Origin of the sequence: Flavobacterium bernardetii (assembly GCF_011305415.1) — a bacterium.
In the GTDB taxonomy this organism is placed as follows: Bacteria; Bacteroidota; Bacteroidia; order Flavobacteriales; family Flavobacteriaceae; genus Flavobacterium; species Flavobacterium bernardetii.
The window spans coordinates 591,681-607,204 of the sequence record NZ_JAANOQ010000001.1 but is presented as its reverse complement, the minus strand read 5'-3'; the positions used below and the strand labels follow the sequence as shown (position 1 = coordinate 607,204).

11 protein-coding genes are annotated in these 15,524 nt (G+C 31.4%); all 11 read right to left on the bottom strand.

What is annotated here, in order from left to right; translation table 11 throughout:
• Positions 1 to 150: 150 nt before the first annotated feature.
• Positions 151 to 3,603, bottom strand: a complete 3,453-nt coding sequence (locus G6N05_RS02790; RefSeq protein WP_166125034.1) for a DEAD/DEAH box helicase family protein — start codon at positions 3,601 to 3,603, stop codon at positions 151 to 153.
• Positions 3,604 to 3,672: 69 nt separating this feature from the next.
• Positions 3,673 to 4,968, bottom strand: coding sequence for a DUF2130 domain-containing protein (locus G6N05_RS02785; RefSeq protein WP_166125033.1), 1,296 nt, complete (start codon positions 4,966 to 4,968; stop codon positions 3,673 to 3,675).
• A gap of 141 nt (positions 4,969 to 5,109) precedes the next feature.
• Positions 5,110 to 6,093: a virulence RhuM family protein gene (locus tag G6N05_RS02780; protein WP_166125032.1), complete on the bottom strand. Its 984-nt coding sequence runs from the start codon at positions 6,091 to 6,093 to the stop codon at positions 5,110 to 5,112.
• Between the two features lie 13 nt (positions 6,094 to 6,106).
• On the bottom strand, positions 6,107 to 7,234 hold the full coding sequence (locus tag G6N05_RS02775) for a restriction endonuclease subunit S (RefSeq protein ID WP_166125031.1): 1,128 nt from the start codon (positions 7,232 to 7,234) through the stop codon (positions 6,107 to 6,109).
• A 5-nt stretch (positions 7,235 to 7,239) separates the two neighbouring features.
• Positions 7,240 to 7,752 (bottom strand): hypothetical protein, encoded by a 513-nt coding sequence (locus G6N05_RS02770; RefSeq protein ID WP_166125030.1) that lies wholly within the window; start codon positions 7,750 to 7,752, stop codon positions 7,240 to 7,242.
• Positions 7,752 to 8,645, bottom strand: coding sequence for a hypothetical protein (locus G6N05_RS02765; protein ID WP_166125029.1), 894 nt, complete (start codon positions 8,643 to 8,645; stop codon positions 7,752 to 7,754). The genes G6N05_RS02770 and G6N05_RS02765 overlap by 1 nt, the downstream gene beginning before the upstream one ends.
• A 233-nt stretch (positions 8,646 to 8,878) precedes the next feature.
• Positions 8,879 to 9,739: a hypothetical protein gene (locus tag G6N05_RS02760; protein WP_166125028.1), complete on the bottom strand. Its 861-nt coding sequence runs from the start codon at positions 9,737 to 9,739 to the stop codon at positions 8,879 to 8,881.
• A gap of 4 nt (positions 9,740 to 9,743) precedes the next feature.
• The gene (locus G6N05_RS02755) at positions 9,744 to 10,730 is read right to left on the bottom strand and encodes a PDDEXK nuclease domain-containing protein (protein ID WP_166125027.1); all 987 of its coding nucleotides are present in this window, start codon (positions 10,728 to 10,730) and stop codon (positions 9,744 to 9,746) included.
• Between the two features lie 11 nt (positions 10,731 to 10,741).
• Positions 10,742 to 12,307, bottom strand: coding sequence for a class I SAM-dependent DNA methyltransferase (locus G6N05_RS02750; protein ID WP_166125026.1), 1,566 nt, complete (start codon positions 12,305 to 12,307; stop codon positions 10,742 to 10,744).
• A gap of 329 nt (positions 12,308 to 12,636) precedes the next feature.
• Complete coding sequence (locus G6N05_RS15575) at positions 12,637 to 14,202, bottom strand: hypothetical protein (protein ID WP_225875115.1); 1,566 nt, start codon at positions 14,200 to 14,202, stop codon at positions 12,637 to 12,639.
• Between the two features lie 521 nt (positions 14,203 to 14,723).
• Positions 14,724 to 15,473, bottom strand: a complete 750-nt coding sequence (locus G6N05_RS02735; protein ID WP_166125025.1) for a hypothetical protein — start codon at positions 15,471 to 15,473, stop codon at positions 14,724 to 14,726.
• Between the last annotated feature and the right edge of the window lie 51 nt (positions 15,474 to 15,524).

Genomic DNA, 15,524 nt, shown 5'->3' with positions numbered 1-15,524 from the left:
CATCATAGGATAATGCATACAACTTGTAAACTAAAGTATCCAAAATAAACTTCATTAACATTTTAATCAAGTTCTTGTTGAATAACCTCAAAATTTGAATTGCTTTATACTATTCATTCTTGTATTACGCTATACAAGCATTTAAAACATTTATCCTAAACCTGCATTTTGATTAACTTCCTCAATTAATTTAATCACTTTAACTAATTTTTCTTCATCGGGAAATATACCTATTACGCCATTATCATCTAAATCATTAAACGGTGGTTGTGTTAACATAGTTTTTTCAAGTATGCCGTTTTTATTTAAATAATCAATGATTTTTTGAATAAAGGTAATTTGGTTGGAATTAAGATTCTCATTTTGAATAAAGGTTGCAAAATGACTTTGGGCTACTTCAATATCTAAGCCTAAAATTCTTCTTATAAATACACTAAGAGGTTGCTCTTCATATTCTGAAAACAAACGGTCTTTACTTTCAGCTTCTTGCATTAAAAAATGCTCCAGAATAATTAATTCAGAAGATGTAATTGGAATGTTTTTATATAGCTTATCAATTACTAAATGGTTTTTATTTTTTCTGATAAATGATTCCACTCTATCACGATAACTTTGAAGTTTAGTATAGTTGTCTAAAATAAAATGTTCTTTTACCTCATCAAGAGGTAGTTCATCTGTAAAGTCAGAATATATAGGTTTTTCCTTGTTTTCGTCTTTAAGAAACTGAATGAGTCCTCTTAACTCCTCTCTAGTTTTCTCTAATTGCAATAAGGAAATATTTTGCCAAAACGTATCTGAAATAATAGCATTTATTGTATTTATCTTTTGTGCAACTGCAGGAATATTTCTTTTTGTAAAAAGCATATTTCCAATAGTAGTAATATTTTCGATATGACGAATTTGTTTATTACTTTGATGGATTATAGCTAATTCTAATTGGTAGATTAACAAATCAAATCGTTTGGCTAATTCATCAGTATCTTCAGAATAGGCAACTAAATGAGAAATATTTTGTCTTACATCAAGTTCATCACTATGCGTTAAAGCATTCCAGTTAGACCAATTTTTATATTTATTAACGTAACGCAAATGCTTTCTTACTTCAAATCGATTGGTATCTAATTGATTTACTTTTTCAAACAAGTTTTCCTTGTATATTTTAGCCAATTCATCATCTTGTTCATTGGCCTCTGCATTGTTTTGAATACTCAGAATAATTTCTAATTGTGTTTCAAAAAGTAATTGGTGCAATGGTTTTGTTGTTGAAGGAATATGGCCATCAGGAAATTCATCAAAAAATTCAAAGTTGCCACAAATGTCAAAAATCAAAAAGAATTCTTTATCCTTTCCTTTTCCGAAAATATTAGGACACAATCGCGTCCCTCTTCCAATCATTTGCCAATACTTTGCATACGATTTTACTTCTTTGAAAAACACCAAATTTAAGACTCTTGGCGCATCTACACCTGTATCCATCATATCTACAGAAACTGCAATTTGAGGATCTTTTTCTTCTCCTTTGTCAAAACAAAACCGTTCTAATAAATCTTGTGATTTGTCTTCGTAGTTATCAATAACACGTAAAAAATTACCTCCAAATTCTGGATAATTTTTGTTAAAACGTTCTTCTATGTATATAGCGTGCTGATGATTTTTAGCAAAAATTATTGTTTTCCCTAATTTATCGCCACTTTCAATTTTCTGACCATACTTCATTAAATATTCTAATACTTTATCTACGGTATCATCATTGAATAAAAATGAATTGATTTTACTTTTTGAAATTTCGGGTATTCCTGTATCTGATTCATCTCCTTTTATACCAAAAAGTTCTTCAAAACGAACTTTGTCTCTTTCGCTTAGTTCTGAATATTTTAATCCTTTTCTTGGAAATTTAAGTGGAATTTCAAATGCTTTTGGCGGTACTAAATATTTTGCTTCTACCGCTTGAGTCAATTCATAAGCAAACGTGGGATTATCATCTTCAATTTGAAAAAGATGATAGGTGTTTTTGTCTATTTCCTTTTTAGGTGTTGCCGTTAAGCCAATTAGAACGGCATCAAAATAATCGAAAATCGCTTGGTATTTTTGGTAAACGGAACGGTGTGCTTCATCAATGATAATGACATCAAAATGACCAATCCCATAAAAACGTTCGTTTTCACTTTTGAGAGTATCAATTTTGTTTAGTATTGTAGGATAAGTAGAAAAGACCAATCTGGTATTATTATCTTCTTTTTCTTTAGTTAAATCGATAGCACTTAAATGTGGTAAATGTTCTTTAAAAGCATTTTTAGCTTGCGTAACTAAAGCGTTTCTATCCGCTAAGAAAAGTACTCGCTTTGCCCAATTGCATTTGGTAAACATATCAACCATTGCTGCAGCAGTTCGTGTTTTACCACTACCTGTAGCCATAACTAATAAAGCTTTTCTGTTTTTCCCAATAAGTTTACCATTTTTTGAAACTACTAAAGTTTCGGCAATTCTTTTAATGGCTTCTAATTGATAGGGACGTCCTGCAATATTTGTATTTACAGAAAAATTTCTAATGTCTAAACGTTCAAAACGTCTTTTCATTAGTAATTGTAATTCTTCTTTAGTGTAAAAACCTTGTACTTGACGTTCTGCATAAAACGAATCGTCCCAAAGAAAGGTTTCATACCCATTTGTATAAAAAATTATAGGACGCTGTCCTGTTTTGTTCTCTAAACAATCTGCATATAAACTGGCTTGATGTTTTCCTTTTTTCGCATCGTGTAAAGTGCTTTTTGCTTCCACAACTGCTAAGGGTTTTCCATTATCATCCCAAAGCACGTAATCGACATAACCAATACCTGTTTTATTTGTAGTGATTGGCATTCCTTGTACTTCATATTCAATTTCAATACCTGGACGTAGCTTTTCCCAACCAGCTTCTTTTAGTAATAAATCTATTAAGACTTTTCGCGTTTCTAATTCAGAAGTTAATTCAGGTACAGCTTCTTGAGTTTTGAAAATTGTTTTTCTTTCTTCTTTACGTTCAGCAATTAACTGTAATTGATTTTCAAGTTGCTGTTTTAGTTTTTCATTTTCTTCTGCTAAAATCGCATTTTGCTTTGCGTTTCTTTTGGCTTGTTCTCGTTCTTTTTCGAATTGTTCGGTTACTGCTTGTAGTTCTTTTTTATTTTTATCATTAACATCACCGTAAGGAATCAATCGTTCCTCAAAATCAGGTATGTCAGGATTACTTTCACTGTAATATTTGCTTAACCAAGATAAAAAACGAAAGGTGTTTTTGAGTGATTGTAAGGCTTCTAATGCTCTTATATTTTTCCCGTGAGCGGCATTGTTTCCATACAAACGTACCACGTCTAACTCAATCAACATACTTGGTTTTAGTATGGCTTTGAAACTATCGTTGTGCAGTAAAGCCCCAAGTTTAGTATCATATGGCAATTCTAAATCTTCATCATTTTGATACAACCAAAAAATGGTTTTCTCTAAAGTGCTTCTACACAATAAAGCGGCATAACGAGGTGCTGTAAAAGTATGTTTTTCAGCATCACTTATTTCGTTAAAAATGGCAGGGAATTCTTTTTGAAGAAATAGAAAGTTAGAGTTCATTCATTAAATTTTGTACTAAAATACTACTTTTTATGCTAAGAGAAAATTATTCATCATTTTTGATTGCTTTTACAACTCATCAAACTTAGCTTTCATAGTTGGATTACCATGAGTAAGCTTCTTAATCGTTAAATCATCCGCTTTTTGATTGGCTAAACGAAGATTATTGTCAGATGATAATAAAGCATCTTTTGTTTTTTGTAGATGGTCAATAGTTTTATCTATTTCATCAATAGCGGTTTTGAATTTTTTACTGGCTAATTCGTAATTTCTGGCAAAACCTTCTTTGAATATGTTTATTTTTTCCTCAAAGTTGGTGATGTCAACATTCTGATTTCTTACTAATGCCAGTTCTGCCTTGTATTTCAGTGAGTTCATTGCCGCATTTCGTAACAACGTAATAATTGGAATAAAAAATTGAGGACGTACTACATACATTTTAGGAAACTTATGAGAAACATCTACAATTCCAGAATTGTAATACTCGCTTTCTGCTTCTAAAAGAGAAACCATAACCGCATATTCACATTTTTTTTCGTTACGATCTTTGTCTAGTTCTTTAAAAAAATCTTCGTTTTTCTTTTTGGTGGCCGTTTCATCTCCTTCGTTTTTCATTTCAAACATGATGGAAATAATTTCATTTCCAGTTTCATCGGTTTCTCTGTAAATAAAATCACCTTTACTTCCTGATTTTGAATCGTTATCTTTTTCGAAATAGGCATTTTGAAAAGCAGTGGCACGCAATTTATTAAACTCTGTTTCGCAATGTTGCTCTAAAGTTTCTCCAATCATTTTTGTGGATAGTTTTAACTTCATGTCTTTTCGTAAAGCAATTTCTTCGTCTTTCAGTTTAATAATTTCGTCTTTAGTTTTAAGCTCTGCCGAAAATTTATCTTTGAGTGTGTTTTCTAATAATTGTTTGTCCGTGTCTTTTGCTTTTACTTCGTTAACTAGTTGATCACGTTCTTTTTCAATTAATTGAACGGCTTCCGTTACCGCTAATTTTTTCGCTACCTCAGCATTTTCTAATTTTGCTTGTAGTTGCGTAACATCATTTACATTTTGTGTTTTAAGTTGTAATAACTCGTTATCTTTTTGCGATAGCTTTTGCGATAATTCTATTGCCGCATCAGCTTTAAGTTTGGCTAAAGCGGCATCTTTTTGAGCTAGTTGTTCTTGCAACGAATTTTTAATAGTTGCTTCAGCTAATTTAACGGCACTTTCTTTTTCCTTTTCGGCTAGGTTTAATCTGTTTTGTAGTTCTTCTTCAAACTGATGATCGCGAACTTGCTTTACAATATCGGCAAAACCTGCTTCATCTACTTTAAAGGCTTTATGACAATTAGGACAAATGATTTCGTTCATGATTTTTTATAGTTTTTAGTTGTGTGTTTCTTGTTTTTTATATTTTCTATCAACATTTCTATCAACATTTAGGTGTTATTTCACGCTTTTTTGTTGATAGAATATTTTGTCCAACGCTTTTCACCTTTTTAAATAAATAAATTAAAAATCTAATTTTTTAATTTCTCTATCAAAATCGCTTTCATAATTTTGGTCTTGGATGACTCTAAATTTTTCAAATTCACTTTCTGCTTTTAATTTAGCTTCTAACATACTTATTTTTCCTTTGTGTGTTAAAATAGGATAATTTGAAAGTTCTAAAAAGCGATCTAAAAAAGAAGCCCATTGTTGCATATTAAAAGCAAAACCTCTTTGTGCATTATTTTCTGCCAAATCTAAATACGCTGAAACAATTCTATTAAGTTCGGCAATGTGTTGATGTGTCATATAATTTTTAGCCACTGTAACATCGCTTTTTAATATTTTATCATCTGGAGCAGCTTTCCAAGTTTTTAAACCCATGTAAAGCTTTGTTGCATCGGCTTCGGTATAAATAATTTCAGCAGCCGTTTGTCCCGTTATAGCCCAATGTAATTTATTTTGAACGGCAGCAAAAAAATCTTTGGTTTGTTGGCTTTCCTTGTCGTAATCCGTACTAAGTGCATATAAATCCGTTATTTTTTGATAAAAGCGACGTTCACTTGCACGAATTTCTCTAATGCGTTCCAATAACTCATCAAAATAATCTTGTCCGAAGTGTTTGCCTTGTTTTAAACGTTCGTCATCTAAGATAAAACCTTTAATAATGAACTCATTTAAGGTTTGTGTTGCCCATTTTCTAAAATCAGTTGCCTGAATAGAATTTACTCTGTAACCAATCGCTAAAATGACTTCTAACCGATAAAATTTTGTGTTGTATTTTTTTCCATCGGCGGCAGTATGTGCAATTTTTGCACTTACTAAATTTTCATCTAATTCATTTGTTTCAAATATGTTTTTAATATGTTTTGTAACCACACTTCTATCTACTCCAAACAATTGAGCCATAGTTTTTTGGGTAAGCCAAAACGTGCCGTTTTGAAAATGAACAGCTAACTTTATAGTATTTGTAGCTGTGCTATATAATAACAAATCTCTTGGTTTCATTTTGATAAATTATTTAATTCAACTCCCCATTAAATGCCTGTTGCAACAACCCTTGAAACAAAGCCTCACTTTTTACCAAAGCCTCTTGTGCTTGTTGTTTTTGGGTTTCAATAATGGCTACACGTTCTGCAAATTGAATCTGAAGCTTGATAGGAGGAAGAGGAATTTTAAACTTCTCTAATTGTTCTTTTGTAATAGCTTCCATTACTGCACCACCAGCGGAACCAACCCCTAATAAATGATTTTTTATATTTTCTGATATCAATAAATGACTTAAAAATAATGGATGCAATTTTTCAGAAATCGGTCTTAAAATGGAAACGTGTTGATTAACTCTTGCTGGTAAAACCTCATCCGGTACTACTGTACAACGACAAACAGACGCTCCGGTTATGTTAAAAAGAACATCATTACTCTCTACTGTTACATTTTTTAATTTTTTTGCTTGGTCATCATTGATAAAAGCTAAATTTTTATATTTGAATTCATTATCATAAATATTTAAACTTCTAATTAATGAGATGCCTTCAGAATGATAAGCTTCTTTACCTCCTCTTGGTGTTGAGCCACTTCCAATTTTTGAAGTTACATTTCTTAATTCGGTTTTCTCCCAACCCTTTTCATTCCTCACAGGATCTCCAAACATATCCAAAAACAAACTTTGCGTTAGCGCCTCATATTTTTCAATAAGTTGTTTGTTGTATTGGCTGAGTTCATCTGCTTTGTCTAGGATGTTGGCAATTTTTTGTTGGGTTGGGAGGTTTGGGAGTTCAATATCTATTTGTGAGTATTTTGAAATCCAATATCTTTTATGCAAATCTTTATCAATTGAAATGGTTTGCATTTTGTAATATAAATACCTTAAACTTGCTTTATTTTCAACTGCTTTTAAAATTTTCATTGCTGAAGATTTAACCTTAAAAGGAAAGTCAACATAATGAAATGCAGTTGTGAAGTCGTCAAAAATAATTACAGGAACGTTTGTAAACAAACCTTTTTCTTCATTTGTATAACCTAAAATAAATGATTTACCAGCAGTTAAAACTGGAGTTTTATAGTCATTATTATAATTTTCAGTTTCAACAATGTATTTTGTTGGCTGTTCATATTTTAGAACATCGTCTAATTTGATTTTCTGCATTTTAACTAATTTGATTTTTCAAAGAATGAAAAATAGATGAATGTAATATTTCTTATATTTAACAATACTAAATGTAATATTGTTGTTAAATTTAATAGGCAAAGTAATTTAAAAAACCAATTCTCATAAAGCGAGGAAATAGGAATAACATAACCTATAACTTCGAAAAATATTATTATAAATGCTAATAGTGTTGAGTAAGAGATATAAATGTAAAGCTCTTGAAAAAGATTTATTTTTTTTCCTCCGATTCTCTCTACTCCTTTTTTTGCTTTTAATTCGTCAACCATTTTACTAGAAGTTGAAGAAAGAAATGTAATAGCTGTAATGTTAAATCCAGCCAGAATTCCAACTAATGAAATCATTTGACCAATAAATTCATCATTGAAAGCTAATTGAGAAGGAACAACATATATAATAAAAAATGATAATATTAATGGAATTACCATATCAAAAAAAAGATACTTTTTTGATATGGATAGATAATCAAATATTAAAACTAAAAATTCTCTAAACATTATATTAGCTTTATCATTTCTGTTTTCATTAAATCTTTTACAATGGCTTTTGTCGTTGGATCTAACGTTACTTTTATATGGTTTGATTTCATTATTCTTTCTATAAAAAATTTGTGAACATTTTTGTCATTATCCTTACCACAAATCCAAACTTTAGAGATATTAGTGTTACTGGCAAAACCTGAAGCAACATCTTTTGCGAACTCTCTAATATTCATCATAGTATCTGCTCGAACATCAATAATCAAATCCTTTTTTACTTGAACTGTTCTATTGGACAATTTTAAAAAATTTGAACCTAAAACTTCTTTGTCCATATAAACTTTACATTCAACAATTCTGTCTAATTGAGCAATTAACTCATTTGGATCGCTAATAATAATATCGCCCATTTCAGTATTAAAATCTTGTTCAATTCGTTTTACGGATAAATACTTTCTAATGAACTTATCAAGATATTTTTTAAAATGGTTAGATGTAATACCTAAATGTGTATTTTGCAAAATAATTTCAAATTCTGAATTATCTTTAAAAGCCAAAACAAAATAGTTTTCTTCTTTTTCACCTTCAGTTAACTCTTTAGGATTCTCTCTCTCTGTATTAGTTAAGCTATCAAGCAGATTTTTCTTTGTTCCAAATGAAGCTGACTTAATCATTCCAAAAAAACATTTTTGTCTACCTTGAAAGTATCTTGGTTGGATAATTTCAATAAAATCCAATGCACAATACTTTTTTGGAGTTATTGGCATCTTTCTATCTTCCTCATTTAATGAATTTAAAAAAGTAACAAAATCAGGAAAATCAAAATCTTCAAAACTATTTTCAATTTGTAATCCTTCATACAATTTGTATATGTGATAAGATATTTTCTTGGATGTTTTGTCAATTACCATATTATTTATTATTTTAGCTTTAATTATTAATTTAATTACTCAATTGAAACTTCAATATAGCCCAACTCACTTCTAATGAGTAGGTCCCAGGTTCGAATCCTGGCGCGATCACAATTTTGTGAGGTTTTTGGTTTGAATCCAGACAAGGTCACTATAACAACCTAGTGTGATTATTTTCCACCCCGCCTTTCAGGCACCCCTCAATAGGGGAAGTATTGCGACACTATTAATTTTTATATCTCGTTAAATTTGTTTAATGGGTATACGCGTTGTAAAAGATTTTTCCATTCTACTATATTTAATTTTGGTGCAACAATGGTATATTCATCAACCCTTGTCCATTGTTTTGGTAAAATGGAATTTAAATCGTCGTTAGTTATGGCATATATTGTTTCTTCATCTATTTGAAATAAAATATAATCGTATTTATCTATTAAACAATCTACTTGGTTAGTTAGTAGTTTTAATGTTTTTTGATTTTCTCCTTCGCCAGTTGTCATTACATTACCATAACTGTAATTTGGTATGTTATAATTTACTGCTTGTATGTATTTGTGCATTATTTTGGTAAGTCCTTCAATAGATTTATCTTCAAAACTATTCATAAATTCAACGCCAAAATGAGTTGTTCTAATAGGTCCAAAAACTGTCATTGTTGTTTTTTGACTATTTATAATTGCTTTTAATGTTTTAGTATCATCAAAGACTGATTTTTCTATTTGCTCGTCAGTATATACAGGTAATTCTTTAGCCATTAATTTTAAAACATCATCGTCTAATTCGTAGTTAGTATATTCATAATCGTCGTCAATGGTTAGCAAAGTTCCATCATAAACTGTACAAATAGCATCGGCTAATATATTGGTTAAATAATAATCGGCACCGTTAGACATTATCGTATTTCGTATTTCTATAAGTTCGTTTTCTTCAATAGTAATATCAACTCCACGTGTTGAAGCTTCTGAAAACCATAAATAGCATAAATTATCGGCTCTTTTTTGATATTCAACATGTTCTATTTCTTCTGCAATATGCTGAATAAAAGAATCTATACTAAATTCTAAATTGGTTTGTATGTAATGTGTTTTGCTCATAATATTAATCTTCTTTTTCTAAGCTTTCTAGAACTTCTACCCATTTTTGTTGCAATACAGCTTTGTTTGGTAGTTTGGTTTTATAATCGGCTACTAATGTTGGCGATAAACTTCGGTTAAGCGCATATTCTACTACCGTATCATCTTTACCTTTGCATAATAAAATGCCTATGCTTGGATTTTCATATTCTTTTTTTATATCTCTATCCAGTGCTTCTAAATAAAAATTGAGTTGCCCCAAATGTTCAGGTTTAAATTTTTCTGTTTTTAATTCTACAGCAACCATGCAGTTTAAAGCACGGTTATAAAAAAGTAAGTCAATTGCAAAATCTTGGTTGCCTACTTGTAAAGTATATTCTTCGCCCATAAAGGCAAAATCTCTTCCAAATTCTAACAGAAATTTAGTAATGCTTTGAGCAATAGCTTTTTGAACATCTTTTTCTTGATGGTCTTCGGAAATATGTAATAATTCTAATACATACGTATCTTTAAAAGTGCTTGTTATATCTTGAGGTAATTCTCGCGACAGTGTTGAGAGTTTTGCATCGGCAAGCATAACCCTTTCATAATAAGAAGAATTAAGTTGTCTTTCAAGCTCACGAACAGACCATTTTTCTTTTATAGTCATTCGATAATAAAACTCTTGTTCTTGGGCATTTTCTAATGGTAAAATTAATCTGTTATGTGACCAACTCAATTCTCGCGACAATGTGGCGAGAATTTCATTTTGAGCATAAGTTTCGTAAAACTGTTTCATTCGCCATAGATTTTGCGCTGAAAACCCTTTGATATTTGGTTCTGATGTTTTGATGAAATTAGCCAAATCTTCAACAATAGATTTACCCCAATCATTGGCTTTAACTTTGTTACTCAAATATTGTCCAACTTGCCAATACAACGTAACTAATTCTTTGTTAACTGCCTGATATGCTTTTGCTTTTGCAGAAGCAATAAGTGTCGTAATTTCTGTAAACTGCTGTTGTAATTGCATTTTAATAATTTTTATTGTAACATTTTTTCCAATTCTTTCATAGCTTCCAAACGTTTTTGGTCTATCGCTTTAATAGCAGCAATAAGTGTTTGTGGTTTTTCGTAAATTACTTCTTCGTACACTATTTCTTTATAGCGGTTGATGCTTAAATCGTAATCGTTGGCTACAATGTCTGCTTTTGCGACAAGGAAAGATTTTTGGGTTCTGTCTTTAAAAAGCCCTTCGACTCCGCTCAGGGTGACAGCATCATTAACAGATTTCCAATCGTTAAGAATAAAAGGAATATCACATTTATCGGCTACTTCGTTGGCTACTTTTTCCGGATTGGCAAATACTTGTTCTAATTGCTCATCAGGAATTAAAGCATTACGTTTGTCGTCTAAACTAAAACCATCGGCTTGCATGTCATAAAACCAAACGTTATCTGTACCGCCTGAATTGGTTTTGGTAAATAATAATATAGCTGTACTTACTCCTGCATAGGGTTTAAACACTCCGCTTGGCATAGAAATTACACCTTGTAATTGTTGGTTTTCTACCAATTCTTTACGGATATTTTTGTGTGCGCCTGAGCTTCCAAATAATACACCATCTGGCACAATTACTGCTGCTCGTCCACCTAATTTTAGCATTCTTAAAATTAAAGCTAAAAAGAGTAATTCCGTTTTTTTGGTTTTAGTGACTTGCAATAAGCTACTTTCTACTTCGTCATAATCTAACGCACCTTTAAATGGTGGATTCGCTAATACTAAAGAATATTTTCCGTTGATAGTGTTATTTTCTGCTAAAGCACTTCCACCAACTAATTGAGGAGATTCAATACCATGTAATTGTAAATTCATAGACGCAATACGCATCATTGAAGGATCAATTTCTAATCCGTTAAACATTTGTGTATTGTAATGTTCACGAAAATCTTTATCCAGAAATAGTTTATCATGCTTATCGTGAAAATATTGTCCGGCAGCCACTAAGAAACCAGCTGTTCCTAAAGATGGGTCGCAAATAGTATCATCGGCTTTTGGTTGCGTCAATTCCACCATCATTTGAATGATATGACGAGGTGTACGGAATTGTCCGTTAGTACCAGCTTCGGCGATTTTACCTAACATGTATTCGTATAAATCACCTTTAGTATCTCTATTTTGTAAAGGCAGTTTATCTATTTGTTGCACCACTCTATCTAATAGTTTAGGTGTGGCAATCATAAAAGTTGCTCCTTTGATGTATTCCGTGAATTTACCACCATCTTCACCCAATGTTTTCATGAAGTCGAATACTGTTAAATCATTCAAATGGCGTTGCGGACGAACAAATAAATTAAACATTACTTCAGGATCTTTATCTTTAAAATAACTCCAACGCAATTCATTCTGACTTTCTGCATAAATTGGCTTCTTGTTAGAACCGCCTAACATACTGATTTCTTTTTCAATAAGAATTTGTTTATCGTCTAATTGTTTCAAGAAGATTAGGTAGGTAAATTGTTCAATTACCGTAAGTGGATTGGAAATTCCACCGGTCCAGAAGTCGTTCCAGATTTTGTCAATTTGAGATTTTAATTCGCCTGTTATCATTTTATTCTATTTTTTCTATTAAATGTGCTACAATTTGTAGTTAGTTTTTATCCTTTTAAGTTTTCACCATGAGAAAGTAGAAACACTACTAATTCATAATTAGGTTTATTATTTTATTTATTGTCTTCAAAATTATAGTCTTTTGATGGATGTATTGGTTGCCAAAATGGTAGTGGTTTGAGAATTATACAAACATACAAAAAAGGGTAGGATATTAAATTGTGGAAATCCGTAAACAAGCAACATTTTATAAACAAAATGTGTTAGAATGAATTACTGCTTTAGTCTGGATGTTTTAAAATAATGATTTTTGACATGATAAAATTCAATCATCTTTTGTCTATTGTATCTGAGTTAAATGATATTACATTAAACATTTGTTTTATTTTGGTACTAACCATACTGCCATAAAACTTTTCGATTGCTAACATTGATAAATTTGTGGTTAAATGAGTAACTGTTTTATTTTCAACAAATTGCTCGTAGCGGTTTAATATTATTTTCGCTACTACATTTGAATCGTTTCCGAAATGTTTGATTTGATGTTCAGTGCCAAAATCGTCAAAGCAATAACCAGTCAATCGGTTTTGTTTGTTTGATTTTTGAGTGTAAATTTCCAAAGCTTCGGAACCTTTTTTCGCAAATTCAAAAGAAACTTCTCGGCAGGTTTTAATTTTGTAATCAAATTTTGGAGGTAAGAAAGGTTTCAACAAATGCATTATAGCCGTTTTCCCGCATCCATTTTTTCCAGACAATAAAATACCTTTGGACAAGTCAATATTTAACGCAGCGGCAGATTTTTCATCTTTAATGGCGTAAACAAGTAGTTGGTGCATAACTGACAAATCGGATTCATAAATCTTAAAGGCTTGGCCGAATTTCTTTTTACCTTGGTAGGTTATAAATGCAACACATTTGTTGAAATTGTAAATTCGAGTAGTAGCAATAACCTCAAAAGTTTCCTCGAAAGTTGTACAGCGATTCGTCAACGTTTTTTGGGTATCGAGTGTGCAAACAATTGGATTTTGCCCTTCAACACTTCGACTATGCTTAACACTAGCTTGCTCAGGATTACGAAAATTTGTAGAATAGATTTGACGATTGAGCATCCAGTTTTTGGCTGCTGCTTCCCAATTTTTTATTTTGGTTTTTCCACCCACTAACCAGCCGTTACTTTCGAAAGAATAGAAAAAGGTTTCAGCCTCGATTTGGTTTTGATTATTTTCTTTAAAAAAGGTGATTACATTTTCTAAAATTGGGAGGGTTGAATCAGAATCAGAATTACCTCTGTCGTTTTCATTGTTTTTAAATTGAATCGGAGAACCCGAAACGGGTGTCTTTTTTTCGCGCCACTTTTTTTCTTCATTTTCTGAATTATTTAATAAATTATTTTCAGTTTTATTTTTTGTGGGCGCTATACTATGTTTATAATGTTTAATATGTTTATTAATGTTTATATTAGATACTAGTGCTTGTTCATTACTTGTACAGTGCTTGACTAGTGCTTGTTTAGAATTTAATATAGTAACTTGTTCATTAGCTTGTTTAGCGACTTGTTCATTTTTTACTTTAGTTTTTATACTATTCTTTTTGACTTTAAATGCTTCAGTTAATTCAATAATGTGAACCAAACTTCCTTTGAATGGATTATCAGAGGGTTGGTACTTAATATAGCCTTTGTCATCTAATTTTTTTAGACAATTATGGTACATAGTTATAGAACCAATTTTGCTAGTTCGCATCATGTCAACTCTAGAAATAGTAATTGGATTTTGGAAGCGTTTGCTGTTCCATGATTGAAATATAGCCAAATACAAGCTAATATGTGTGGGATTCAGATCAGGTTCTTGTGAAACTTTCTCGAAAAAGGCAGTGAGGTGTTTAATGTAATTCATGGCTGGATGAGTTAAAGGGTTTGGCGGTTAGTTATTTTTTATTATTTGATTTCAAATTTTCTAGGTGGCAAAAATCATAGCAATATCTTTTTAAAATTATAGCTGCAAATCAAAAAAGAATAAATGACTTTTATATACAAGTTGTATACACCTTGTATACGATTTTTATAAAAAACGAATGTCACGACATTTCTTCTACTCCTTTTTAGTAAGATAAGACTATAGTAATCAAGCAATTGTTAAGAAATGAAATAGATTTCGCTTTAGCTTTAAATTTTCTGTTTTTTTTGCCTTTACATCCTTTTTGATACACGCACCTTGTAGGTTGAACTAAAATTCAGTTTAAAAGCGAGCTGAAATCATACAAAATGAATCCGTTTTGTTTTGAAATCAGGGCAAACCAAATAAAAAGCAAAAACAAGATAAGGGCACAAAGAATAAAAACTCCCCACCTTAGCAGGGAGATAAACATTGCATTTTGGAATACAAAAACAGTTGCATCAAATCAAATCAATTACAAGCTATTGCACCTCTATTATATTTAGTACATTAAAGGCTCCATTATTCAAAGAATACTGTTCGCCATTCACCTCCTGAAAAAATTCAAGAAGCAAAACCATAAACACAATACCTGTTCCGGAAGGCACACCACTTGGAGTTAAAGTAATTGTGGAAACAGAACCATTTATTGGAAGATTTGTTACAGCGCTATAAGTAATATCTGAAGTGCCTGTTGCAAAATCCAAATTCACAAAGCCACTTTGCAAACTAAAATGGGTAGCACCTTCTAAATAACGTATTTCTTCTGTAGGTTTCAAATCCGTAAGAGTTATAATTCCAGTTACAGCGTCAACTACAAACGGATTAAAAAACACACTTCGAAGGGTGGCTCGAATATTAAAATCGAAACCCTTTAAATACGCTTTACCGGTGGCAGTAGTCAAACCATTCACCACATTACGTTCTCCCCGCACCGATACCGAATCCTGATTCTTAATATCAAACATAACTTTCATCAAGCGACTCGACAACTTACTGTCTTTCGCTTTAAACACAAAACTCCCCACAGCATCTCGCAACAACTTTCCAGAACTAGCACTTCTGCCAAACTCTCTGCCGTTTTCCCTTGTTCTTACAAACGCTGGATCATTCATAATTCTCTTTTTACTTACACCACCTTTGGTGCGTACAAAGTACCCGTCAGCACTCTTGTAGAAAGTCACATTATCTAATGTACCTTCAATCTTAAACAAACTAGTGTTTCTTGCCATTTTTTAAGTTGTTTTAAAATTAAACATACACAAAGATAGCAGCCTATAAAA

What these genes read in the sequence shown, in the direction of transcription:
- G6N05_RS02780 (WP_166125032.1), bottom strand. Translation starts at nt 6,093, where the DNA reads ATGAAACCAAGAGATTTGTTATTATATAGCACAGCTACAAATACTATA.
- G6N05_RS02765 (WP_166125029.1), bottom strand. Translation starts at nt 8,645, where the DNA reads ATGGTAATTGACAAAACATCCAAGAAAATATCTTATCACATATACAAA.
- G6N05_RS02770 (WP_166125030.1), bottom strand. Translation starts at nt 7,752, where the DNA reads ATGTTTAGAGAATTTTTAGTTTTAATATTTGATTATCTATCCATATCA.
- G6N05_RS15575 (WP_225875115.1), bottom strand. Translation starts at nt 14,202, where the DNA reads ATGAATTACATTAAACACCTCACTGCCTTTTTCGAGAAAGTTTCACAA.
- G6N05_RS02790 (WP_166125034.1), bottom strand. Translation starts at nt 3,603, where the DNA reads ATGAACTCTAACTTTCTATTTCTTCAAAAAGAATTCCCTGCCATTTTT.
- G6N05_RS02775 (WP_166125031.1), bottom strand. Translation starts at nt 7,234, where the DNA reads ATGCAGAAAATCAAATTAGACGATGTTCTAAAATATGAACAGCCAACA.
- G6N05_RS02750 (WP_166125026.1), bottom strand. Translation starts at nt 12,307, where the DNA reads ATGATAACAGGCGAATTAAAATCTCAAATTGACAAAATCTGGAACGAC.
- G6N05_RS02755 (WP_166125027.1), bottom strand. Translation starts at nt 10,730, where the DNA reads ATGCAATTACAACAGCAGTTTACAGAAATTACGACACTTATTGCTTCT.
- G6N05_RS02735 (WP_166125025.1), bottom strand. Translation starts at nt 15,473, where the DNA reads ATGGCAAGAAACACTAGTTTGTTTAAGATTGAAGGTACATTAGATAAT.
- G6N05_RS02785 (WP_166125033.1), bottom strand. Translation starts at nt 4,968, where the DNA reads ATGAACGAAATCATTTGTCCTAATTGTCATAAAGCCTTTAAAGTAGAT.
- G6N05_RS02760 (WP_166125028.1), bottom strand. Translation starts at nt 9,739, where the DNA reads ATGAGCAAAACACATTACATACAAACCAATTTAGAATTTAGTATAGAT.